Genomic DNA, 24,114 nt, shown 5'->3' on the forward strand with positions numbered 1-24,114 from the left:
TCTAACCAGCGAGGCTTTTAACAATTGCCGTCAGGGGCTGGATGGCACAACCAACTGAATTCAGAAGATTTGTCGGCGCATTGTCGATGTTTGCGAGCGGATAGATCGAAGATACTTGCCGAGTTCGTGATCGAATGGCCCCAACGGAATCCCGCGCCGGGGCGGTGCAAAATGGGTTTTCCGGGAGCCCATAATCGGCGGCTTGATGCCAAAAATCGGTAGGCCAATCGTTGTTTCTTGAGAACTCTGAAGGTGCATCGTTTTGGGCGACATGTGCGAACCAATGCACAACATACCGGGAGGTTTTTTGGGGCACTTCTTACCGATTTCGCAGATTGAAATCGGTGAACAGCGCCGACCTCGATTGACGGCCCATCAGAGGCTTACTACAAGCTTGCTCATGGAAAACACGACGCCCATCGCAAACCGTTGGTGGCTGGTCTCCTCATAGGGCGACCGGATCTTTCCACACATCCCGAGGTCGCCGTCTGGGCGGCCTTTTTTGTTTTCCTCGCTCCCCTTGCGGCACCTCTTTCTTCCAAGAGGACATGCACATGACCAAACCCGTCATTCTGACCGGAGACCGAACCACGGGGCCGCTCCATCTCGGCCACTACGCAGGCTCGCTCCGCACCCGTCTGCGCCATCAGGACGATCACGACCAGTACCTGCTGCTGGCCGATATGCAGGCCATGACCGACAACGCCCAGGAGCCGGCAAAGGTGCGCCGCAACGTGATCGAGGTGGCGCTGGACTATCTCGCGGTCGGCATCGACCCGACCCGCACGACGATCTGCCTGCAATCGCACCTCCCGGCGCTGGCCGAACTGTCGATGCTCTATCTGAACTTCGTCACCGTAGCCCGGCTGGAACGCAACCCAACGATCAAGGACGAGATCCGGGCGCGAGGTTTCGGCAGGGACATTCCGGCGGGCTTCCTGTGTTATCCGGCTGCGCAGGCGGCGGACATCACCGGCTTCAAGGCGACGGTCGTGCCGGTCGGCGAAGACCAGGCTCCGCTGATCGAACAGACCAATGAAATCGTGCGGCGCATCAATGCAACCGCAGGATCGGACGTCTTGCCAGAGGCGCAGGCCGTCATTCCGAAATCCGGCCGTCTGCCCGGCATCGACGGGCGGACGAAAATGTCGAAATCGGGGGGCAATGCAATCCCGCTCTCCGCCTCCCCGGACGCGATCCGGGCGGCCGTCAAGGCGATGTTCACCGATCCGGGGCATCTGCGTGTCGAGGATCCTGGGCGGATCGAAGGCAATGCCGTGTTCACCTACCTCGACGCCTTCGACGAGGAGGAGACGGCCCTGGAAGAACTCAAGGCGCATTACAGGCGGGGAGGCCTGGGCGACGGAACGATCAAGAAGAGGTTGGAGGAGATCCTGCAAGAACTGATCGGCCCGATCCGCACACGCCGCAAGCACTATGCGGAGGATCTGACGTATGTCATCGATGTGATCCGCCGCGGCACGGAGCGCGCCCGCGAGCGCACGGAGACCACCAGGCGGGACGTTGTCGCGGCGCTGGGACTGTTTCAGCTTTGACAGCATGACCACAGGCCGGGTCAGGCATCTGACTGACCTGGCCAATACTTGGAACTGATTGAACTCCTGAAGTCGGCTTGCACTGGAGCGCACTCAATTCATTGGATCGTCGTGTCCCGCAATCGGGCAAATTTCCAAACGAACAATTCGCGACATCATACTCAATGGGCGTATTCCGTTGAAAAACTCGTGCTTGATCGCGGTGCGTCTGGCTGATTCAATTCCCGAAATAGGTTGGAGGATCGGCGATGATGGGACCGCGGCAGGAGGCGCAACCAGCGCTGTTCTACGAGTTCTCACTTGAGGATCATGTCCCTCAGGACCACTTCCTGCGCTCCATCGACCGGTTCGTGGATCTCTCCGGCATCCGCGCCTACCTTGCCGATTTTTACAGCCATACTGGCCGCCCGTCCGTCGATCCTGAACTGCTGATCCGCATGCTGCTGGTCGGCTATTGCTTCGGTATCCGATCCGAACGGCGGCTCTGCGAGGAGGTGCATCTGAACCTGGCATATCGCTGGTTTTGCCGACTGGATCTGAGCGATCGGGTCCCTGACCACTCGACCTTTTCCAAGAACCGGCATGGCCGGTTCCGCGACAGCGAACTGCTGCGGCACCTGTTCGAGACGACTGTGGCGCGATGCATCGAAGAGGGCCTGGTCAGCGGGCAGCGCATGGCTATCGACGCAAGCCTGATTGAGGCCGATGCCAACAAGCAGAACTCCACGCCAAAGGAGGAATGGGACGCCCGGCAGATCGATCCCGCCGATGCGCCCCGGGCCGTTCGCGAATATCTGGATACCTTGGATGAAGCTGCCTTCGGCGCGGCCAGCGAGGTCCAGCCCAAGTTCACCTCCCATTCTGACCCTGCCAGCCAATGGACCGCGGCACGCAAAGGGCCAGCATTCTTCGCCTATTCCGACAATTACCTGATCGACACGGATCACGGTGTCATCGTCGATGTCGAGGCCACAAGATCGATCCGGCAGGCAGAGGTGGGGGCCACACGCACCATGCTGGACCGGGTGAGGAACAAGTTCCATCTTCATCCCGAACGGCTGATTGCGGACACCGCTTATGGCACCGGACCGATGCTGGGTTGGCTGGTCGACCGCGAGATCGCCCCGCACATCCCCGTCTTCGATAAATCCGGACGCAGCGACGGCACATGGACCCGCGCCGATTTCGAATGGGATGCCGGGAACGATCAATACATCTGCCCCGAAGGCCATGAGCTCAAGCAGTTCCGCCGGAATTATTCCGACCCGAAACGAGGGCCGACCAGCACGGGACGAGCCAAGTACCGCGCCTTGAAATTGACCTGTCGGGCTTGCCCGTCCAAAGCAAAATGCTGCCCGAACGCGGATGCCAGATCGATCACCCGCGAAGAGAATGAGAACGCCCGTCAGGTCGCCCGCGTCATCGCCAAGACCAAGCAATACGAAATCTCGATGAAGCTGCGAAAGAAGGTCGAGATGCTCTTCGCCCACCTCAAACGCATCCTTGGCCTCGGACGCCTCCGATTACGTGGCCCATGCGGCGCAAATGACGAATTCCTCCTCGCCGCCACCGCCCAAAACCTCCGCAAACTGGCGAAGATCTTTCCTGCACCGCAGAAACCGAGAACAGCCTAACAATAAAGGCACTCGCGCCTTGAACCAGCGCCCACTTATTGCAATCGCAACACGATGTTTTTCCACAGAATCGGCGGGAAGCGGTAATTCGCTGCGTCAGCTTCCAATTTCCGCATCCCGCACGATGGGGACGTTTCCCGCGTGTGAAGCACATCGGCCTGTTCGATGGAACTCCGAGCGTGCGGCTACTGGCACGAGATGTTCAGGTCGGGCCCGCCCCGGTATTGAATGTGGCGCGCAGGCGCTGACACATTCCATCCAAAGCCGCATCTATCCGGGGCGACGTCGCAGGCAACGACAGGAAGCCGTGGATCATGCCGGGATGACACGTCAATTCGGCGTCAACTCCTGCTTCGGTCAGTCTTTTCGCGAATTGCGCACCCTCATCACGCAGGACATCGAATTCGGCGGTAGCGATGGTCGTCGGCGGGAAGCCGGACAGGTCGCGCAGATCGCCTGGCAAGGGCACATCTCCGGGAGGCTTGCCGGGACCAAGATAGCATGACCAGAACCATTCCATGGCGGCCTTCGTCAGAAGCGGACCGTCGGCAAAGGCGTGTTGGCTGGTGGAGTCGCAGGCCGGGTCCAGGGCCGGGTAGAACAGCCCGAGGTGTCGAAGGGGCAGGCCAGATCGTGCCGCCAAAGCCGCCACACTGACACATATCGCACCGCCCGCGCTGTCGCCGCACAGGGCAAGGGTATTTGGATCGATATCTTCGTCATCGGCGAGCCCATGCACCGCCTCCAACACGCGAAGAACATCGTCCACAGGTCCCGGGAAACGCGTTTCCGGGGCAAGGCGATAGCCGACGCTGAAGACCGTAGCACCGGTCTTGGCCGTAAGCCTTCGGCACAGTCCGTCGTGCGTTTCGATGCTTCCCCACACGAAACCTCCGCCGTGGCAGAACACGATTGCGGGGAGCCGCCCCATTTCTCTGGGACGATACTGACGGACGGGGATTGCACGCTCCTCGAAAGTGAATTCCAGATCGCGCACGGACAACATCACCGGCAACACGCCTTGCGCCATGGCGCTGTCGGCCGCCTGCCGGACCTTTTGCATGGGAACATGGGCCGGCGGTGGGCGCACGGTGTTGCGCGGATCCGACAGAAGTGCCGCGAAGCAGGGATCGACAGGCATCAGGCTCGATTCTTTTCTGGTAAGTAACTATTGATACCGATAAGTATGACATTGAACTCAATCTGGGCAAGCCCGGAAGTCGGCATTTTCCGGGAACGGCTCCAGCCGGCTTCGCGAACCACCAGACAGGCACAGGAACACCAGCATGGCCTACGGACAACGAACCAAATCGAACCTGCGCGCAGAAGTTGCCGCCCTGAAACGCAAGCGCACTCTCGATGCGGCCACGGATCTTTTCTACGATAAGGGCTATACCAATACCACGCTTGACGATGTGGCGACGCAGCTGGGCGTTACGAAGCCGTTCATTTACACCAATTTCGGGTCGAAACCGGATCTGCTGGTAGAGATTTGCCGCGTCGGTGTTGGCAGCGCGCTTGACGAGGTGGAACGTGTCTTGGCGCTCGGCGAGCCTGATGCGGATACGCTGAGGCGGTTCATTCCACGCTACGTTGATGCGGTGCTGAGGCGGCAGAAAAACATCGCCATCAACATTCGCGAGGAAAAGAACCTGCTTCCCGAACATGCCGTAGAGCTGGCTGAGCTGCGGCACAGTTTCATGGCGCGAATCGAGTTGCTGCTGACGAAGGCCTGCGCCGCAGCCGGACACAATCTGCCCGACCCCAGTGTTACCGCCTTTGCCATCGTTGGCGCGATCAGTTGGTCGACATTCTGGTACAGCCCGCAAGGTCGTCTGAGCGCCCAGGACCTGTCCGACAAGATGACCGAGATCGTGCTCAACCTCGTTACGCACAACAGGATGGCACCTCGGTAAAGTCACGATAAGTCGCTGTTTTGTGACAGACGGGCGGTCGTTCCGACAGGTGCGAAGTGCCGTCTGACTGAGGCGCTGTCGCTACCAGAAAAGATCCTTCCGCTCCTGAAAAACTTTTCGAGGTGCAAGATTTTTCTTGAAAACTACTGATCAGTAGATTTATGTAACTACCAGTATATCCACGCGACGCCGGGTGTGGATCAAGGGGAGGACGACCGATGGCGCAAACCGAAACGCTGATTGTGGGGGCAGGGCTGGCAGGCTTGCGGGCGCTCTATGCGCTGCGTGAAAAGGGGATCTCGGTGGTTGTACTCGAAGCCTCGGATGAAATCGGCGGGGTCTGGAACCACAACCGGTATCCCGGCGCACGGTGCGACGTGGAAAGCTTCGACTACTCCTACAGCTTCTCGAAGGAACTTGAGCAGGAGTGGCGCTGGTCCGAGCGATATCCGACCCAGCCGGAGATCCTGCGCTACATCAACCATGTCGCCGACCGGTTCGACCTGCGCCGCGATGTCGTGCTGAACGCCCGGGTCGACGAAGCGGTCTATGACGAGGATCGGGCCGTCTGGACGGTCACGACGTCGGACGGGCGCACCTGGACGGCAAACACGCTGATGCTGTGCCTCGGCCAGCTGTCCGCACCCAAGATCCCGTCCTACCCTGGACAGGAAGACTTCGGTGGAGAGGTCATCGTCTCCGCCATGTGGCCGCGCCGCAAGGTCGACTTTTCGGGCAAGCGCGTAGGCATCATCGGCACTGGTTCGTCCGGCATGCAGATGACGCCGGTAATTGCGCAAACCGCCGCGCACCTGACCGTCTTTCAGCGCACCGCAAATTACAGCCTGCCCGCCGCGAACGCGCCCCTGACCGACGAGGAAGACGCCCGCGTCAAGGCCAACTATGCCGCGCGGCGGGACCAGATCCGCAACTCGCCCACGGGCTTGGGCTTTCAACCCGGCAAGGTGAAGACCCTCGACGTGTCGGACGAAGAGCGCGAGGCTGCGCTCGAAAAATCCTACCACCGGCTGGGATTCGGATTCGCTCTCACTTTTCCCGACATACTGCTCGACGCAAAGGCCAATGCTGTCGCCAGCGATTTCCTGAAACGCAAGATGGGCGAACGGGTCGCGGATCCGGACCTGCGCAAGAAACTCGTGCCGAACGATCACGGTTTCGGCACGCGCCGCCCCTCGGTCGATGGCGGATATTTCGAGGCCTTTGCCCGCGACAACGTCGAACTGGCTGATATCCGGGAACACCCGATCGTCGAGTTCACGCCCGAAGGCATCCGTACGGACGAGAAACTGCATAAGCTCGACATCGTGATCTTTGCAACCGGGTTCGATGCGCTCACGGGCGCGCTTCTCAAGCCGCGCATCGTCGGGCGCGGCGATCGGACCCTGGCCGAGAAATGGGCGGACGGGCCGCTCACGCAGCTGGGCCTGGCCACCGCCGACTTTCCCAACATGGTGATCGTCGCGGGTCCCGGCAGCCCCTCGGTTCTCTCCAACGTGATCGTCTCGATCGAGGAACACGCCAACTGGTACGCCCGGATGTTCGCCGCGTTCAGGGCGCAGGGCATTGTGGAGTTCGAAGCGACCGAGGCCGCTGAAAAGACCTGGACGGACTACGTTCAGCAGCGCGCGCAGGAGACACTCTACGGCACCGCCAACAGCTTCTACAACGGCGGTGAAGTCGCGGGGAAACCGAGGGTCTTCATGCCCTTTTCCGGCGGGGTCCGGAATTATCGGCAACACCTGCAGAAATGCGCGGACGAAAACTATTCCGGCTTCGAGAAACGCAAGTCGCCCGCAGCGCAGAAATCGCATGGGGTCCACCGCCATGCCTGACCGCGCGGTCACAGAAGCAGGCCGTGTCGGCGTCGTGGGCGCCGGCACGATGGGCGTGGGCATCGCCTATGTCTTCGCGATGGCCGGGTTCGAGGTGTTTGTCGTCGAGCCTGGGGCAAAAGCTGCAGCGCGTGCATGGGCCATCCTGAAAGAAACCGCCGCAGGTGCCGTTTCGCGGGCCAAGATGACCGCCGAAAGGGCTGAAGCCTCCCTGTCGCACATTCGAATGATCGAGGGCGCGTCCGAATTGCCGGACGAGCTTGACGTCGTGATCGAAACCGTGCCGGAACGGCGTGACCTGAAAATGCAGGTTCTTGCCGAGATCGCGGACCGTGCGCCGCGGCTGATCGCCACCAACACAAGCGCGATGTCGATCAACGATCTGGCCGGCGCGGTGAGGGATCCCGCGCGCTTCCTGGGAATGCACTTCTTTAATCCCGTCTGGTCGTTGAAGTTGGTCGAAGTGGTCCGTGGCGCGAAAACCAGTGCCGACAGCGTTGAGCGCGCCCAGGCGCTTGCCTCGGCTATCGGCAAGGCGACCGCCGTTGTCGCCGACAGCCCCGGATTTGCGACGAGCCGCCTCGATCTCGTGCAAGCGCTCGAAGCGATCCGCATGGTTGAAGAGGGTGTCGCCAGCCCAGAGGATATCGACCGCGCGATCACCATCGCCTACCGGCACCCGGTTGGGCCGCTGCGCCTGAGCGACATGGTCGGGCTTGACGTGCGGCTGGATATCGCACGGCAACTGGCCGGAACGATCGGCCCCCATTTCGCCCCGCCGCGGCTTTTGCAGGACATGGTCGCGCGCGGCGAGCTTGGTCAGAAATCCGGCAAGGGCTTCTACGACTGGGCGACAGAAACAACCAATAGAAACGCAGGATAGGCCCTGGACATGGCGCGTGTTTTCAACTCCACCCTGGTCGACACCGCGGAACACCACGCGATGCTGCGCGAAAGCGTCGGCAAGCTGGCCGGCGGCTTCGGCCGCAAGTACTTCCAGGACGTGACCAAGCGCAAGGCGAAGCCGGTCGAGCTTTGGAACGCGCTGGGCGAGGCCGGTTTCATCGGTGTCCACGTCGCGGAAGAATACGGCGGCGGCGGCGGCGGCATGGCCGACTACAACGTCATCGTCGAAGAGGTGGCGGCGCAGGGTTGCCCGATCCTGTCGCTGGTCATCGGCTCGATCTGCGCCCCGATCATCCAGAATCATGCCGGCCAGGAGATGAAGGATGCCTGGCTGCCCGGTATCGCCACCGGCAAGAAGCGTCTCGCCTTTGCCATTACCGAGCCCGATGCCGGGTCGAACACCCACAAGGTTTCGACCATCGCCCGCAAGGACGGGAATGGCTGGGTCCTGAATGGCAACAAGTACTGGACTTCGGCCGTGGATGAGGTCGACGCGATTATGGTGGTGGCGCGGGGAGAAGATCTCGACGAGCGGGGGCGTGGAAAGCTTTCCCTCTTCCTGGTCCCCACGGACAGCCCAGGCATCAGCAAGACGCCGATCGAAACTGCGCTGCATGTCCCCGAAACCAGTTTCATGCTCTACTTCGACAACGTGAAGATGCCCGGATCCGCACTGGTCGGAAAAGAGGGCGACGGGCTCAAGCAGCTTTTTTCCGGGCTTAACCCAGAACGCATCTGCGCGTCCGCCATCAACAACGGTATTGCGCGCTATGCCATTGAAAAGGCGTCGCTTCAGGCGGGCGAGCGAAAGGTCTGGGGAACGCCCATCGGTGCCCATCAGGGCGTGTCTCATCCGCTGGCCGCAGCCTATGTGGGCGTGCAGCAGGCACGCCTGATGACCGCCCGCGCGGCACAGCTTTACGACGAAGGTTCGCCCGAGGCCGGCGAGGTCTCGAACATGGCGAAATTCGCGGCAGCGGACTCGTCGCTGGTGGCCCTCGATCAGGCGATCCAGGTGCATGGCGGCAACGGCATGGCACTGGAATACGGTCTGGCCGACCTGTGGTTCATCGCGCGCCTGCACAAAACCGCGCCGGTCAGCCGGGAAATGGTCCTCAATTTCTTCGCGCAGCACTCGCTTGGGCTGCCGAAGAGCTACTGAGGCGGGATGGTCTTGGGAGGGGCCAGATGACCGACACATTCGCCAACATCCTGCGAGGTCACGCAAAGCACCGGCCAAACGCTCCGGCCCTGACCTTCCAGGGCCGCACGCAGACCTTCCTGGACCTCGATACCGGGAGTTCGCGCAGCGCCAATCTCCTTGCTGCACGGGGCGTGAACGCGGGCGACCGCGTGGCCATCCTGTCGAAGAACCGCGCGGACTATTTCGAGATCATCTTTGCCGCCAATAAGATCGGCGCGACGGTGGTCTGCCTCAATTGGCGGCTGTCCGCACGGGAGATCAGGGATATTCTCGCCGATGCCGAGCCATCGCTTCTTCTCGTCGACGAGACCAGCGCTGGGCTGGTGCCCGATGATTTCACCTTGTGCGACGTGCTGCATTTCGGCCCCGATTTCGATACGGAGCGCGCAGCTCAACCCGACACTGACCCCGGCCACGAAGGCGCGCCGGACGAGGTCGCGCTGATCCTCTACACATCGGGCACCACCGGTTTGCCCAAGGGCGTGATGCTGATCAACGAGGGTATGTCCTACACGGCCGAACTGGCGAAGGCCTGGGGCATGAGCCATAACAGCGTCAACCTTGTGGCGATGCCGCTCTTTCACATTGGCGGCTGCGGATATGGCAGCTCCACCATGCTGGCAGGCGGGCATACGGTGCTGATGGCCGATGTCGACATTTCCGCCATTATCGACCTGATCCCGCGTTATTCGGTGACGCATACCTTCATGGTTCCCGCCGTGGTGCAGGCGCTGCTCAACGCGCCACAGGTGGCCGGTGCCGATATGTCGAGCCTCGAGCTGCTGATGTATGGCGCCTCGCCCATGGGCGACGTGCTGCTGCGGCGCGCGATCGACACGCTGGGCTGCAACTTCATGCACGCCTATGGCATGACCGAAAGTTCCGGCACCGTCGTCTGCCTTGGTCCCGAATGGCACGACCCGGACGGGCCCAACAGCCATCTGCTGAAATCCTGCGGCACCGCGCTGCCCTGGGTCGAGTTGCGCGTGGTCGACCCGGACACCGGCACCGACCGGCCTGCCGGGGAGGTGGGCGAGATCTGGCTGCGCAGCCCGATGCTGATGAAGGGGTATTGGCGCAACCTGAAAGCCACGGCCGAGGCCATTGTGGAGGACGGCTGGTTCCGTTCGGGCGACGCGGCCTATCTCGACGACGAAAGGCATGTGTTCCTGTTCGACCGCTACAAGGAAATGATCATTTCCGGCGGCGAGAACATCTATCCGGCCGAGATCGAGAACGTTCTGAACGGACACCCGGCCGTGGCGCAGGTGGGCGTGATCGGGGTGCCGCACGCGCGCTGGGGCGAAACCCCGCTGGCTGTGGTGGTACTGCGCGAAGGACAGACGGCGACCGAGGCCGAGTTGATCGCACATACCCGCGCCGATCTTGCACATTACAAGTGCCCGACCCGGATCGCCTTCGCCGATGCCCTGCCGCGCAACGCCTCGGGCAAGCTGCTGAAGTTCGAGATGCGGCGCCTGTACGGAGCGGGCGCATGACGACCGCACTTGCCCTTGTGCGCCGCTGGGTGGTCGAGTACTTCAACGGCCACAACCCCGAGGCCGCGCGCGACTTCATCGCGCCCGACTACGCGCTGTCGATCGGCGACGTGGTCTTTGCCGGGCGCGACGAGGCCTGGCTTCCGGCCGTCGATGTCCAGATGAAGGCCTATCCGGGGCTCGGCATGACCGTGCACCAGACGCTGACGGGTGAGGGTTGGGCGGCGGTCTGGTTCAGCGAACACGGGGCAACCGACGGGCGCGCCGCGGCGTGGTCGGGCGTGGGCATCTACCGCGCGAACGATCGTGTTCTGACCGGCTGCGTCGCGCAGGAAGATTACATGACGCGCCGTCGCCAGTTGAAATCCGGCATGGCCGACCCGGTCGACCCACCCGCCGTCGCTCCATGGGACACCCCGCCGGACCCGAAAAACCCGCAAGCCGAGGCCGTGGTGTTGGACTGGCTGGCGCTGGGATGGCCTTGTGCCGAACACCAAGTCCGCTGCGACGATGACCATATCACCGGCACGCCCCTGGAATTCGGCGTGGCTGAAACGAAGGTCGGCGAGTTGCTGTCCTCGGGTGACCATGTCGCCTTCAACGTGCGCCAGAGCGGAACCTATCGGGACGGACTGCCCGCCCCAGCGGCCGGACCCCAGGCGGAAACACTGGATTGCAACGGGCTGGTGCGCGTCGAAAACGGGCGCGTCGTGTCGGGCCGGGTAATCCGTGACCGCATGGGACTCTGGTCTCGGATGAGGGTGGCGGCATGACCGACGAAGCAACACAGAAGGTGCTCGTCACCCGCGAAGGCGCCGTTCTCGTCGTGACGATCAACCGTCCCGAAAGCCGGAACGCGATCGACCGCGAGACCTCATTGGCTCTGGCCGAGGCGATGGATCAGCTGGACAGCGATCCCGCCCTGTCGCTCGCCATCCTCACCGGCGCGGGCGACCATTTCTGCGCCGGAATGGACCTTAAGGCCTTCGTCGCGGGAGAGCGGGTGGAACTGCCCGGACGCGGCCTCGCCGGAATGACCCAGTCACCCCCGGCCAAGCCGCTGATTGCCGCCGTCGAGGGTTACGCGCTGGCCGGCGGCTTCGAGATCGCGCTGGCCTGTGACCTGATCGTTGCCTCCGAGACCGCCCAATTCGGCCTGCCCGAGGCGAAACGCGGGCTGATCGCCGGCTCGGGCGGCCTCGTGCGCCTGCCGGAACGCGTGCCGCGCCAGATCGCCATGGAATGCGCGCTGACCGGCCGGATGATCCCGGCCGCCGAGGCCGAGCGCTGGGGGCTGATAAACCGCCTTTCCGCGCCGGGCGCTGCGCTCGACACGGCCAAAAGCCTGGCTGCCGAAATCGCCAAGAATGCACCAATGTCGCTGGCCGCCAGCAAGGAGATCGTCGCCCAGGCTGGCCGCTGGTCAGAAGACTCGCTCTGGCCCCGGCAGAACGAAATTCTTGAGAGGGTCATCGCCTCGCGGGATGCGCGCGAGGGCGCCACCGCCTTTGCTGAGAAACGACCCCCGGTCTGGAAAGGCCGGTAATCGCCGCACCCGCGGCTCACACCAACGATATGCCACTTCGGCATCTCACCTGAGGAGGACCTGAAATGAAACTCAAAGCAATGTTCCGCACGACCTGCGCGGTGGCGGCGATGGCCGTCATGGCCGCAACGGCCCAGGCGCGCGACGTCAAGATCGTGGTCGGCGTCCCGCCTGGAAGCGGTGCGCATTACGGTGTCGACGCCTTCGCGGCAGATCTGTCGGAACGCACAGGCGGCGAACTCAAGGTACGCGTCCTGCCGGCTTCGCTGCTGAACCTCGTCCAGACGTTCGGCGGCATGAAGGACGGCGTCGTCGATGGCGGCTATCTCGTGCTGAACTACTTCCCGTCGGAACTGCCCGAGGCGACGCTACCCATCGAACTGGCGATGCTGGGCAAGAATCCCTTCGCCATGGCCGGCGCGATGAGCGAATACATCCTGACCTGCGAACCCTGCATCCAGGAACGCCTGAACAACAACCAGGTGCCGCTGGGCAACGCTTCGACCGGCGCCTACGCGATCATCGGAACCTCTTCGATGACGACCGCCGATGAACTGGCCGGCAAGAAGATCCGCGCCGCCGGTGGCTCATGGACCCGTTGGGCCGCTGCCGTGGGTGCGGTGGGCGTCAGCCTGCCGGGCAACGAAATCTTCGAGGCCATGTCGCAGGGCACGATCGACGGTGCGTTCAATGCGCCTTCGGAGCTCACTTCCATCCGGCTGATCGACGTGGCCACAGACGTGACCGTCAACATCCCCGGCGGCACCGTCCACGGCCTCGACGTGATGAGCGTCAACCGCGACTTCTGGAAATCGCTCAGTGACGAGGAGCGGCGCGCCTATCTCGATGCTGCCGCGCTTGGCAATGCCGCGACGACCTGGAAATTCGCCAGCGACGTAGCCGAGAACCTTAAAATGGCCAAGGAAAAGGGCATCAACATCCACGAAGCCTCGGCGGATATTGTCGCCATGTCCGACGCGGCCATCGAAGCGGACCTCGCCAATATCGCCAAGATCGCCAAGGAGACCCATGGCATCGAGGATGCGGACGCCAAGATCGCGCGTTTCGTGGAGCTGGTGAAGAAGTGGGAGGGCCTCGTTCCGCTCGACCGCGACTGGACGCCTGAAGAGGTCGCCGACATCTACCGCGCCGAGATCTTCTCGAAGATCGACGCCGCGTCCTACGGCCTCTGAACAGAAGGATCCGAGTCCATGACCATTCAGGGAACTGCGGTTCTTGTCCGTGTCCTGGACCGGATCCTGATCGTCATCGCCACCATCGGTCTGGTGGCGATGATGCTCCACATCAGCCTCGATATCCTGCTGAGCCTGATCGTGAACGCACCGCTTGCCACCACCTCGGCCGTCGTGACCCACTATTACATGATCGCGGTGGCCTTCCTGCCGATCCTGGCCGCCGAGTATCGCGGCAGTCATATCGGCGTGAGCCTGGCGACGGACAAGCTGCCGCCGCGTCCACGCCACTTGCTCGAAACCGTGGTGCTGGCGATCACGGCGGCGGTCTACGGGATGCTCACTGCGCAATCCTGGCAACAGGCGGTCGAGAAACTGGCGATCTCCGCCTATACGATCGAACAGACAAGCAAGATCTACGTCTGGCCGTCGTTCTACATGCTGCCGGCCGCCTTTGGCGCGATGACGCTTCTTCTGGCGCTGAAGGTCGTGCTGCGCATCACGACCGGATCCGATCACGCCCTGCATGCGCCCGAGAGTGCGGGCATCGTTGCCGCGGAGACCGGCCATGACTGACGCAATGATCGGGTCGCTCGGGATCCTGGCACTGCTGGTGCTCATCGCCGCCAACATGCACATCGGGATTGCGCTGATCCTCGTCTCTTATGTCGGGCTGATCGCACTGGTTGGATCGCATGCCGCCTGGGGCATGCTCGAGGTCGTGCCTTACACCTTCATCTCGAACTGGACGCTGTCCTCGGTGCCAATGTTCGTCTTCATGGGCTACATCTGTTTCAGCGCCGATCTGACACGCGGTCTGTTTGACGCGTCCCGGCTCTGGCTGGCGCGGCTTCCGGGTGGGCTGGCGATCGCCTCGGTCTTTGGCTGTTCGGGTTTCGCGGCCGTCACCGGATCAAGCGTGGCCTGCGCCGCCGCCATGGGCAAAGTCGCCGTGCCCGAGATGCTGCGCAACGGCTACGATGCCCGGCTTGCCTCGGGCACGGTCGCCGCCGCCGGAACCATCGGCGCGTTGATCCCGCCGAGCATCCTGCTGATCGTCTTCGGCGTGATCGCTCAGGTCTCGATCAACGACCTGTTCCTGGGCGGCATCGGCGCGGGCATAGCGACCGCCGTCACCTATGTCGCGGTGATCCTGATCCGGGTGAAGTTGAACCCGGCGCTTGCCCCCAGTGTGTCTGAGCACGTGACCTGGGCGCAGAAATTCATCGCTCTGAAGGGGGCATTGCCCGTCATCCTGTTGATCGTTGGCGTGCTGGGCGGCCTCTTCGGCGGGCTTTTCACGGCAACGCAGGCCGGTGCGGTAGGCGCGCTTCTGTCGATGGGTGTGGCCGCCGTGCATGGCCGGCTGACCCTTCCCGTTCTCAAGAGATCGGTGGTCGACACGCTCACGACCTGCGGCAGCCTTTTCATCGTGACCATCGGCGCCAGCATGCTGACGCGCTTCCTGACGCTATCCGGCGTGGGCTACATGATCTCGGATGCTGTCGACTGGCTGGGTGCATCGCCGGTCTTGCTTCTGATTGTCATCGCGATGGTCTACCTGGTGCTGGGCATGTTCCTGGAGCCCATCGGCGCCATGCTGATAACGCTGCCTATCTTTCTGCCGCTGGTCGCCAATGCCGGCATCGAGGCGATCTGGTTCGGCGTTTTCGTCGCCAAACTGCTCGAGGTCGGCATGATCACGCCGCCCATCGGCATGAACGTCTTCGTCCTCAGTTCAACCGTCGGCAAGTCAGTACCGACCGACACCGTCTTCCGCGGCGTCTTCTGGTTCTTCATGGCCGATATCATCCTGCTGGGTCTGCTGATCTGGTTCCCTGCCATCATCACCTTCATCCCGTCCCTGATGTGACGGGCTCACCGAAAAAGAAAGGCATCTCATGAAAGACGCTGTCATCGTTTCCACCGCCCGCACCGGCATCGGCCGGGCCTTCAAGGGCGCGCTGAACGCCACGAAATCCCCGACAATGATGGGCCACGCCATCGCGCACGCCGTTGAGCGCGCCGGGATCGCTCCGGCGGAGATCGACGATGCCGTGATCGGCACCGTACTGGCCTCGGGCACGGCGGGGATGAACCTGGCGCGCAACGCGGTCTTCGCGGCCGGTCTGCCGGTGTCGGTGTCGGCACAGACGATCGACCGGCAATGCGCCTCGGGGCTGATGGCGGTGGCCACGGCGGCCAAGCAGATCATGGTGGATGGCATGCAGATCGCCATCGCCGGCGGCCAGGACAACATCACCGCCGTCCAGGCCACGTATTTCGAGGGTGTCATGGCAGGCAAGGACCCGAACGTGACCACGCATGTGGAACACGCCTATATGCCGATGCTGAAAACCGCCGAATTCGTCGCCAGCAAATACGGCATCAGCCGCGAGGCGCAGGACGAATACGCGCTGAGTTCGCAGCAACGCACCGCCGCCGCCCAGGCGGCCGGCAGGTTCGACGCCGAGATCGTGCCCTTCAGAACAAGAACGGCGGTCAAGGACAAGGACAGCGGAGAGGTCGCGCTGCATGACATCACGCTGGACCGGGACGAGGGCAACAGGCCTTCGACCACGCTCGAGTCGCTTCAAGGGCTGCAACCCGTGATCGAGGGCGGTTGCGTCACCGCCGGCAATGCCAGCCAGCTCTCGGACGGCGCAAGCGCGTTGGTGCTAATGGAGGGAGCCGAGGCCGCCCGCCGCGGCATCGCGCCGCTTGGCATCTATCGCGGCATGGCGGTCGCCGGCTGCGCGCCCGAGGAAATGGGGATCGGCCCGATCTACGCCGTGCCGAAACTGCTGAAGCAGCACGGGCTGAAGGTTTCAGATATCGGGCTTTGGGAGCTCAACGAAGCCTTCGCCTGCCAGGCGCTCTATTGCCGCGATCACCTCGGGATCGACCCGGACATCTACAACGTGAACGGCGGCGCCATCTCGATCGGCCACCCCTATGGGATGACCGGCGCGCGTCTCACCGGCCATGCCCTGATCGAGGGCAAGCGGCGCGGCGTCAAATACGTCGTGGTGACGATGTGCGTCGGCGGCGGCATGGGGGCGGCTGGCCTGTTCGAAGTCGCGTAGAGCCGGCGATCCACATCGCGGTGGTGTGACGGCACCGGGGGTGTAGGATGCACCACGTCCCCGGTGACAACAAAGCCGGCGCCGTTTGAGCGGACGCCGGGGCCGTTCCGACCCAGACAGGAGCCTGACCATGGCCCGACGCTATATCGACCTCTCGGTTCCGCTGGAGACCGGCATCGCCTCTGACCCGCCGATTGTGCTGCCCGAGATCGAGTATCTGTCGCATCAGCAAACCGCCGGGCAGATAATGTCGTTCTTCCCCGGGCTGAAGCGGGAAGACCTGCCGGGCGGAGAGGGCTGGGCCATCGAGCGGCTGAAGATTTCAACGCACAACGGCACCCACGTGGACGCGCCCTATCACTATCATTCGACGATGAACAAAGGCGAACGCGCCATGACCATCGACGAGGTGCCGCTGGAATGGTGCTTCGGCTCTGGCGTGAAATTCGATTTCCGACACATGCCCGACGGGCATGTGGTGACCCCGAAGGAGATAGAGGTGGAGCTGGCGCGTATCGGCCACGACCTGCGCCCCCTCGATATCGTGGTCGTCAACACCTCAGCCGGTGCGCATTACGGTCTGGACGATTATCTGCTTAAGGGCTGCGGCTTTGGCCGCGACGCCACAAACTACCTGACGGGCCAGGGCGTGCGCATGGTGGGCACCGACGCCTGGAGCTGGGATGCCCCCTTTGCCCATACCGCGCAGGAATTCGCCAGAACCGGCGATCCATCGATCATCTGGGAAGGCCACCGCGCGGGCATGGATCAGGGCTATTGCCAGATCGAGAAAATGACCAATCTGGATCTATTGCCCGACACCGGTTTCATCGTGTCCGCCTTTCCCTTCAAGATCAAGGCCGCCTCGGCCGGCTTCACGCGCGCCGTCGCCATCATCGAGGGGTAGGTTCATGCGCCTGGGAACTGTTTGCTACGAAGGCTGCGAACGCGTCGTTGCCGACCTGGGCAATGACCGCATGCTGGATCTTCACCTCGCCGCCGAACACGCCCGTGAAAACGAAGCTTTCTATGTCGACATGCTCTCGGTCATTCATGGCGGCGAAGGCGCGTTGGCGCTCGCCCGAAGCCTGGTCGAGAATGCACAGGAGGCCGCGACCTTGCTGGCGGAGGAAATCACGTTCTGCCCGCCGATCCTGCCGGTTCAGTACCGCGACTGCCTGGTTTTCGAGACCCACCTCAAAAACAGCTTTGCCCAGGCCGAAAAGATGACGGGCCGTCCCTTCGCGATCCCGCCCGTCTGGTACGATCAGCCGATCTACTATAAGGGAAACCGGATGAGCTTTGTCGGACACGGGCAGGATGTGATCTGGCCCGGATATGCGCAGCACCTGGATGTCGAACTGGAACTTGCAATCATCATCGGGAAAAAAGGCAAGGATATCCCGGCGAGCGACGCGGCAGGCTATTTCTTTGGATATTCGATCCTGAATGACGTCTCTGCCCGTGACGCGCAGATGATCGAAATGCCCGGCCAGCTTGGCCCCGCCAAAGGCAAGGATTTCGACACCGGCAATGTGCTGGGTCCATGGATTGTGACGCGCGACGAGGTTCCGCATCCAGCGGCCCTCGACATGGAATTATTCGTGAATGGCGAGCGTTGGGGTGGTGGAAATTCCTCTCAGATGCACCACGACTTCGCGCGCATTATCGAACATATCTCAGCCTCGGAAACGCTCTATCCGGGCGAAGTGATCGGCTCCGGAACCGTGGGCACAGGCTGCGGACTCGAGATCGGCAAGCGGCTTCAACCGGGCGATCGTTTTGACCTGACGATCGAGAAGATCGGAACCCTGAGCAATCGGATCGTGAAGCCCTGAGTGAGGAACCGCACCAGATGCTTCGAACCTGCCAGGCTCAACTGTCTCGTTCCGGAACGGAGTCGAGCCAAAAGCGCGCCGACCTGACTGTCGAGATGGTGAAACCGTTTTCACACAGCATTGAACTTGCCCCGGATGAAGGCACAAATTTGATGGCGATGCTTCGGCACTATTTCCGCTTACTCGGCCTGAAACATCATTGAGCAGATGCGTTGCAGAGCAAATCCCTCCTGACAGATTTGCCTGCTTCTGACCCACGGCGGTCCTTCACTGCGTAGAACGTCAACGGCGGTTTCGAGCCGCAAGAACCCGCCCGTGTGCTACCGCCGAACGTCTGTTTCGTCCCGTCTTCGACGAGGCGTTTGGCGAGAACCCAAACCAATTCCGACCCGACTTAGCCCCGTCTGGGCGTACGATTTCAGGTCTTCACGGCAGTACTTGATCACCCCCACCTGATTGGTCCAGTTTGGCAACAAGTTCTTGCTTCAGCGCCGGTGCTATCTGATACTAAAAAAATGAAAAGTCGCGCCCAGCATTCCAATCGGAACTCCACTCCAGATAGTCCCGAAGACCTTAAGCGCATGCTCTGGCTATTGTCGCCCGAATTCATCATCGACCTGCTTCTCGATCAATACGCACAGATGACCGACGACGACGCAAAGGCTCTCACACGACGTGTGGCCGAGCGTGTGGCAACAAGAGAAGACCGCGCAAAAGCGTGGAGAGAAGAGAATGCCCAAGCGCTTGCTGAGCTGGAGCGGCGCCATGGTGAGATCTTGTGAGCCGGTCCTGAGTTAACGGCCCTGACCGGACCTTGAGCGTGCACTTCCTATGCTGCATTTGCAGGCCACATTCCGGACATTCGCCGCGAGTGCATAGTTCGTGTTCCATCGCCCCACTCAAACCGGCCTCTGTAGTCCTACGGATTTCAAAACTGCGCCAGGAGGTTATGCTTGTCTCGAAGTCACGATGTCTGAAGAGGCATCGCCCACACCGCAATCACGATGAGGACTGCGAGCGCCCCTCCACCCCAAACCCACCAGTTGGCTTGTTTGGGGAAGTGCTTGTACATTGCCATTTTCTGTCAGCCTCCGATTGCTGCCAACGGGATCCTGAGTGCCGACGTTACTGGTCAGCTGTCAGGACGCCGGCTTCGACAGCGGCTGCAAGCTCCGCCTCATCCAGGAAGCTGTCACCGCTCGTGTCGATCTCGGCGAAGGTCTCTTCGGTCAGGTCAGAGTAGATCACAACCATTTCGGCAAACGAGGCCAGGATTTCGCCGTCGGTGTCGATATCCGAAACCGAGGCGAATGCCGGTGCCGCAAACAGCGCGGCCACCATGGCACCAACTGCTACACGACGCATTTCCAGGTTCTCCTCAAGAACGTCATGAGAGGCAATTCCCTCACGCGCATGGTTGCCCGCCAGCAGGGGCTGCACCAGCAGCAGCGCCATCACGACAACCCCGGCGGCCAATGCGGGACTGCGCTGTCATTCGCTTCGGATACAGCCAAGACCAGCCCACGCATCGTCTACGTGCAGAATGCAGTCATTTCGGGGCCTGCCGTATGCCCAGGACCGGCACTCACCAAAGTGCCGTCTCCGCAGGCGGGGATCGGCACCAAGTTGGATGATCGGGCACTATGGCGGGTATGCCTCATGCCGCTTTGGGATTTTGAAGCTCCGGATCGAAACGCGCGCGCGTTCGGTTTGCGAAAGCGACGAGCGTCAGCATCACCGGCACTTCGACCAGAACACCGACCACGGTGGCAAGCGCCGCCCCAGAGTTCAGGCCAAATAGACTGATCGCTACTGCCACTGCCAGTTCGAAGAAATTCGACGTGCCAATCAGGGCACAGGGGGCGGCGATCCGGTGCGGGACGCGCAACGCATAGGCGGCACCGTAGGCGAGGAAGAAAATGCCGTAGCTCTGGATCAGAATCGGCACCGCGATCATCGCGATCACCGCAGGACGGTCGAGGATCACATTTCCCTGCAGGCCGAAGAGGATTGCCACCGTGGCAATCAGCGCGATGACGGAGAGCGGCTTGATCCGGGCCAGAAAGCCCGCGATGCGATCCTCGCTGCCCAACCGGCCGCGGGTCCAAAGACCGGCGGCCAGCGGCAGCGCCACGAAAAGCACGGCGGACAGGATCAGGGTGCTCCACGGCACGTCGATATCGGTGACGCCGAGAAGGAATGCAACGATCGGTGCGAATGCAAAGACCATGATCAGATCGTTGACCGAGACCTGAAGCAGGGTGTAGCTCTCGTCGCCCCTGGTCAGTTGCGACCAGACGAAGACCATGGCCGTGCAGGGCGCGGCCCCCAGCAGGATCAGTCCGGCGATATATTGCTGCGCATCGGCCGGCTGCAAGAAGGGGGCAAATACCACCTCGAAAAACAGAACGCCAAGGGCCGCCATGGTGAAGGGCTTGATCAGCCAGTTTACGACCAGCGTGATGGCAAGGCCCTTGGGCTGGCGGGCCACGTTCTTGAGGCTTGCGGGATTCACGCCAATCATCATCGGGTAGACCATGGCCCAGATCAGCGCCGCGACCACCAGGTTCACGCTGGCGACTTCGGCGGCCGCGATGGCATCGACCAAGGCAGGGGTGGTGTTGCCCATGACGATGCCCGCCACCATGGCAAGCGCCACCCAAATGCTGAGGTACTTCTCAAAAATACTCATGTCAGGGCCTCTTTTTCGGGGTTGTTGCGCAGGCGACCGGCGGCAAGAGCGCTGAGGGCAACCATCACCGCAGCGGTGCCGAGACAGGCGGATACACCACCAATCTGATAGGTCAGGCCGGAGAGTACCGTGCCGAGGAGACGCCCGCCCGCGTTGGCCATGTAGTAAAAGCCCACATCCATCGTGACCCGCTCGTCCTTCGAGAAGGCGAGGATCAGGTAGGAGTGAAGCGAGGAGTTGACAGCAAAAAGCGCGCCGAACACCAACAGTCCGATGACGAGCGTGATGGTGAGCCACAGACCGGGCGTTCCGGCGGCCAGCACCGCCACGGCGAGGATCGCAGGCACTACGGCCAGTATCCCGGCCCAGTTGCGGGCGGCGGCGATCAGCTCGTTTTCACTGCGTTCGGCCGCCCGCAGGAGGCGCGGGGCGGAAGCTTGAATGGCGCCGTAGAAGATGACCCAAATCGCCATGAAGCAACCGATCAGGAAAAAGGCAGTGCGGTTGCCTTCCTCGCTACCGTCGGAGAAGACGGCGTAGAAATAGACCGGGATACCGACCACGAACCAGACGTCCCGTGCGCCGAACAGGAACACCCGCGCCGCCGAAAGCCAGTTGATATTCGCGGATTTGGAAAAGACCTCCGAGAACTTAACGTCCTTGCGCCCTGCAGGCAGTCCGGCGGGCATCGCGATCAGCACCGCTATCAGGATCACCGCCAGCACAGCCGCCATAAAGAGCGTTGCCCAACTGAACCCCGCCAGCGCCAGAAGACCCGCACCGAGAAGGAATCCCAATCCCTTCACCGCGTTCTTCGATCCCGTCAACAATGCGACCCAGCGGAACAGACCATCGCCCTCCTTCGGTGCAAGCAGTTTGACGGCGGATTTCGAAGACATCTTGGCCAGATCCTTGGCAACTCCTGAAATTGCCTGCACCACCATGACATAGGTGACGGAAGTGGTGATCTGCCAGCCTGGATCCAGTTGCGACAGTGAAACCAGAGCCGCCACTTGCAGGCCGAGACCCGCATAGAGCGTCGCCGTCAGGCCAAACCGCGCGGCGATCCAGCCAGCCGAGAGATTGGTGGCCATGCCCGCAACCTCGTAGAGTACAAAAAGATAGGCCAGTTGCACTGGCGTGAAACCCAGCGTGTGAAAGTGCAGAAGCACCAGCATCCGTAGCGCCCCGTCGGTCAGCATGAAGGCCCAGTAAGCCGCAGTCACCGCCACATAGGCCGAGAGGCCGCTATTGTCCGACGGCGTCGGTGTCACAGGCTCTCACCCACCATGCGGGCCACGTCCACGAGCCGGTGCGCATAGCCCATTTCGTTGTCATACCAGGCATAGACCTTCACCTGGGTGCCGTTCACCACCAAGGTCGAGGGCGCATCCACGACCGAGGAGCGCGTGTCGTTGGTGTAGTCGGCAGAGACCAGCGGGCGCTCCTCATAGCCGAGGACGCCGGCAAGCGGGCCGTCAGCCGCGGCCTTGAAAAGGGCATTTACCTCCTCGGCTGAAGTCGAGCGTGCGACTTCGAATACGCAATCGGTGATCGAGGCGTTGAGCAGCGGCACGCGCACCGCATGGCCGTTCAGCTTGCCGGTCAGTTCCGGATAGATCAGCGTGATCGCGGTGGCGCTGCCGGTCGTGGTCGGGATCAGAGAATTCAGCGCCGAGCGCGCCCGGCGCAGATCCTTGGCAGGGCGGTCAACGATAGTCTGGGTATTGGTCACGTCATGGATGGTGGTGATAGATCCGTGTTTGATGCCGATCGCCTCGTGCAGGACCTTTACGACGGGCGCGAGACAGTTCGTCGTGCAACTGGCGGCGGTCACGATACGGTGGCGGGAGGAGTCATAGGTGTCTTGATTCACGCCATAGACGATATTGGCTGCATCGCCATTCTTGACCGGGGCGGAGACCACGACTTTCGTCACGCCGCCCGCAAAATATGGCGCAAGCTTGGCTTCGGTCTTGAAAGCGCCGGTGCAGTCGATCACCACATCAACCCCGTCAAGCGGCAGATCCTCGATCCGGCGCGCGTCGTGGACTGAGAGGCGGGTGCCATTGACTGTGACCGCGCTGGCATCCGAAGTTATCTCGGCGTGCCAGCGGCCATGCACAGTATCGAACTCCAGGAGATGCGCATGCATTTCCGGATCGCCGACCGCGTCATTGATCCAGGCAATCTCGGCGCCGCTTTCCAGCAGGGGTTTCAACGCCAGTTTGCCCATCCGGCCAAGTCCATTGAGGGCGTAGACAGTCATTGTATTTCCTTGTCAGTCGTTTTCGGAAAGGGATCGCAAACTCAATGCTCGCGGGCGAGATCGTCCACCGCCTTCTGCAGCGAAATCCGGTCGAGCTGTTCGAACGGCAAGGCCGCAAAGGCTCGGATGCGGTTCTTTAGCGTGCCGTAGGCGTGCTGGAAGGCGAGGCTCTTTTCGGCGTCGCTACCCTCCGCTTTGACAGGGTCAGGCATTCCCCAATGTCCAGAGATCGGCTGGCCTTGCCAAGCCGGGCATTCTTCATTCGCTGCCCGATCGCAAACAGTAAAGACAAAGTCGAACCTGGGAGCATCGCTACCAATGAACTCGTTAACGTTCTTGGCCCGCAGGATGTTTACGTCATGGCCCTTGGCGCGCAAGACTTCGATGGCGAAAGGGTTCAGTTCGGAATAAGGTTTGGTGCCCGCGGAATAGACATTGAAGCGATCGCCGCCTTCGGAACGCAGAATCGATTCGGCAAAGATGGAGCGGGCGGAGTTGCCGGTGCAGATGAAGAGTACATTGTACTTTGAATCGGTCATGCGAGGGATCTCCGGTCTATGTTCAGGGTTAATTGACAAGCAGATGTCGGGCCGACCTCGGCAGCAATCGAAAAGCAGTGCGTCCAGCGTCTCCCGGATGCCTCCGATATCGACCCGATAGTATAGCCAGGTCCCTTCGCGGGCTTGCGTCACAAGACCCGCCTGCATCAAAGCAGAGAGGTAGGAAGACAGTGTGCTTGGCTTCAAATCGAGTGCCGTGCCGATTTCGCCAGCAGGCACCCGGTCTGGATACCGGCGCATAAGCAACCGGAACACCGAAAGGCGCTGGGGATGTCCCAGAACAGACAGGCGCATGGGGATTTCTTTTTCCATATTTCGCGTTTTATAGAAATAATCGCGAAGTTCAAGACTAATCCTTGGAT

Annotated in this window: 22 protein-coding genes; 16 read left to right on the top strand and 6 right to left on the bottom strand. The window is 61.8% G+C overall.

Annotated elements, in window-relative coordinates; translation table 11 throughout:
- Positions 1-554 precede the first annotated feature (554 nt).
- Both trpS and FGK63_RS16710 read left to right on the top strand, forming a co-directional pair.
- Positions 555-1,556, top strand: a complete 1,002-nt coding sequence (gene trpS / locus FGK63_RS16705; protein WP_138844354.1) for a tryptophan--tRNA ligase — start codon at positions 555-557, stop codon at positions 1,554-1,556.
- A 248-nt stretch (positions 1,557-1,804) separates the two neighbouring features.
- A complete protein-coding gene (locus FGK63_RS16710; RefSeq protein ID WP_138844356.1) occupies positions 1,805-3,190 on the top strand; it encodes an IS1182 family transposase in 1,386 nt (461 codons plus the stop codon).
- A 202-nt stretch (positions 3,191-3,392) separates the two neighbouring features.
- Here FGK63_RS16710 and FGK63_RS16715 read toward each other — a convergent pair whose 3' ends face one another.
- Complete coding sequence (locus tag FGK63_RS16715; protein WP_138844358.1) at positions 3,393-4,331, bottom strand: alpha/beta hydrolase; 939 nt, start codon at positions 4,329-4,331, stop codon at positions 3,393-3,395.
- 145 nt (positions 4,332-4,476) lie between these two features.
- Here FGK63_RS16715 and FGK63_RS16720 point away from each other — a divergent pair, with 145 nt between their 5' ends.
- The 14 genes from FGK63_RS16720 to FGK63_RS16785 all read left to right on the top strand — a co-directional run bounded on the left by FGK63_RS16720 (position 4,477) and on the right by FGK63_RS16785 (position 19,013).
- A complete protein-coding gene (locus FGK63_RS16720; RefSeq protein ID WP_138844360.1) occupies positions 4,477-5,106 on the top strand; it encodes a TetR/AcrR family transcriptional regulator in 630 nt (209 codons plus the stop codon).
- A 218-nt stretch (positions 5,107-5,324) separates the two neighbouring features.
- On the top strand, positions 5,325-6,959 hold the full coding sequence (locus FGK63_RS16725) for a flavin-containing monooxygenase (RefSeq protein ID WP_138844362.1): 1,635 nt from the start codon (positions 5,325-5,327) through the stop codon (positions 6,957-6,959).
- Positions 6,937-7,842 (top strand): 3-hydroxyacyl-CoA dehydrogenase family protein, encoded by a 906-nt coding sequence (locus tag FGK63_RS16730; RefSeq protein ID WP_218961152.1) that lies wholly within the window; start codon positions 6,937-6,939, stop codon positions 7,840-7,842. Before FGK63_RS16725 ends, FGK63_RS16730 begins: the two co-directional genes overlap by 23 nt.
- Positions 7,843-7,851: 9 nt before the next feature.
- Entirely contained in the window at positions 7,852-9,027 is a 1,176-nt protein-coding gene (locus FGK63_RS16735) for an acyl-CoA dehydrogenase family protein (protein WP_138844366.1), read from the top strand.
- 26 nt (positions 9,028-9,053) lie between these two features.
- The gene (locus tag FGK63_RS16740; RefSeq protein ID WP_138844368.1) at positions 9,054-10,568 is read left to right on the top strand and encodes a long-chain-fatty-acid--CoA ligase; all 1,515 of its coding nucleotides are present in this window, start codon (positions 9,054-9,056) and stop codon (positions 10,566-10,568) included.
- Positions 10,565-11,341, top strand: a complete 777-nt coding sequence (locus FGK63_RS16745) for a nuclear transport factor 2 family protein (protein ID WP_138844370.1) — start codon at positions 10,565-10,567, stop codon at positions 11,339-11,341. Before FGK63_RS16740 ends, FGK63_RS16745 begins: the two co-directional genes overlap by 4 nt.
- On the top strand, positions 11,338-12,114 hold the full coding sequence (locus FGK63_RS16750; protein WP_138844372.1) for a crotonase/enoyl-CoA hydratase family protein: 777 nt from the start codon (positions 11,338-11,340) through the stop codon (positions 12,112-12,114). The genes FGK63_RS16745 and FGK63_RS16750 overlap by 4 nt, the downstream gene beginning before the upstream one ends.
- Positions 12,115-12,179: 65 nt before the next feature.
- Positions 12,180-13,307, top strand: a complete 1,128-nt coding sequence (locus FGK63_RS16755) for a C4-dicarboxylate TRAP transporter substrate-binding protein (protein ID WP_138844374.1) — start codon at positions 12,180-12,182, stop codon at positions 13,305-13,307.
- 18 nt (positions 13,308-13,325) lie between these two features.
- Positions 13,326-13,883, top strand: coding sequence for a TRAP transporter small permease (locus FGK63_RS16760; protein WP_138844376.1), 558 nt, complete (start codon positions 13,326-13,328; stop codon positions 13,881-13,883).
- Positions 13,876-15,180, top strand: coding sequence for a TRAP transporter large permease (locus FGK63_RS16765; RefSeq protein WP_138844378.1), 1,305 nt, complete (start codon positions 13,876-13,878; stop codon positions 15,178-15,180). Before FGK63_RS16760 ends, FGK63_RS16765 begins: the two co-directional genes overlap by 8 nt.
- 28 nt (positions 15,181-15,208) lie before the next feature.
- The gene (locus FGK63_RS16770) at positions 15,209-16,393 is read left to right on the top strand and encodes an acetyl-CoA C-acyltransferase (RefSeq protein WP_138844380.1); all 1,185 of its coding nucleotides are present in this window, start codon (positions 15,209-15,211) and stop codon (positions 16,391-16,393) included.
- 130 nt (positions 16,394-16,523) lie between these two features.
- Entirely contained in the window at positions 16,524-17,300 is a 777-nt protein-coding gene (locus tag FGK63_RS16775; protein ID WP_138844382.1) for a cyclase family protein, read from the top strand.
- A 4-nt stretch (positions 17,301-17,304) separates the two neighbouring features.
- Positions 17,305-18,231 carry a fumarylacetoacetate hydrolase family protein gene (locus tag FGK63_RS16780; RefSeq protein WP_138844384.1) on the top strand — a complete coding sequence of 309 codons (927 nt, stop codon included), beginning with the start codon at positions 17,305-17,307 and terminating at the stop codon, positions 18,229-18,231.
- A gap of 581 nt (positions 18,232-18,812) precedes the next feature.
- A complete protein-coding gene (locus FGK63_RS16785; RefSeq protein WP_138844386.1) occupies positions 18,813-19,013 on the top strand; it encodes a hypothetical protein in 201 nt (66 codons plus the stop codon).
- A gap of 343 nt (positions 19,014-19,356) precedes the next feature.
- Here the strand turns inward: FGK63_RS16785 and FGK63_RS16790 are convergent, their stop codons facing one another.
- The 5 genes from FGK63_RS16790 to FGK63_RS16810 form a co-directional block, all read right to left on the bottom strand.
- The gene (locus FGK63_RS16790) at positions 19,357-19,686 is read right to left on the bottom strand and encodes an EF-hand domain-containing protein (RefSeq protein ID WP_246044068.1); all 330 of its coding nucleotides are present in this window, start codon (positions 19,684-19,686) and stop codon (positions 19,357-19,359) included.
- Between the two features lie 202 nt (positions 19,687-19,888).
- On the bottom strand, positions 19,889-20,923 hold the full coding sequence (gene arsB, locus FGK63_RS16795) for an ACR3 family arsenite efflux transporter (protein WP_138844388.1): 1,035 nt from the start codon (positions 20,921-20,923) through the stop codon (positions 19,889-19,891).
- Positions 20,920-22,197: an organoarsenical effux MFS transporter ArsJ gene (arsJ, locus tag FGK63_RS16800; protein ID WP_138844390.1), complete on the bottom strand. Its 1,278-nt coding sequence runs from the start codon at positions 22,195-22,197 to the stop codon at positions 20,920-20,922. The genes arsB and arsJ overlap by 4 nt, the downstream gene beginning before the upstream one ends.
- On the bottom strand, positions 22,194-23,192 hold the full coding sequence (locus FGK63_RS16805; RefSeq protein ID WP_138844392.1) for an ArsJ-associated glyceraldehyde-3-phosphate dehydrogenase: 999 nt from the start codon (positions 23,190-23,192) through the stop codon (positions 22,194-22,196). The genes arsJ and FGK63_RS16805 overlap by 4 nt, the downstream gene beginning before the upstream one ends.
- Positions 23,193-23,233: 41 nt before the next feature.
- Positions 23,234-24,064, bottom strand: coding sequence for an arsenate reductase/protein-tyrosine-phosphatase family protein (locus FGK63_RS16810; RefSeq protein WP_138844394.1), 831 nt, complete (start codon positions 24,062-24,064; stop codon positions 23,234-23,236).
- Positions 24,065-24,114: the final 50 nt, after the last annotated feature.

It is taken from the genome of Ruegeria sediminis, assembly GCF_005938215.1.
Taxonomy (GTDB): Bacteria; Pseudomonadota; Alphaproteobacteria; order Rhodobacterales; family Rhodobacteraceae; genus Ruegeria; species Ruegeria sediminis.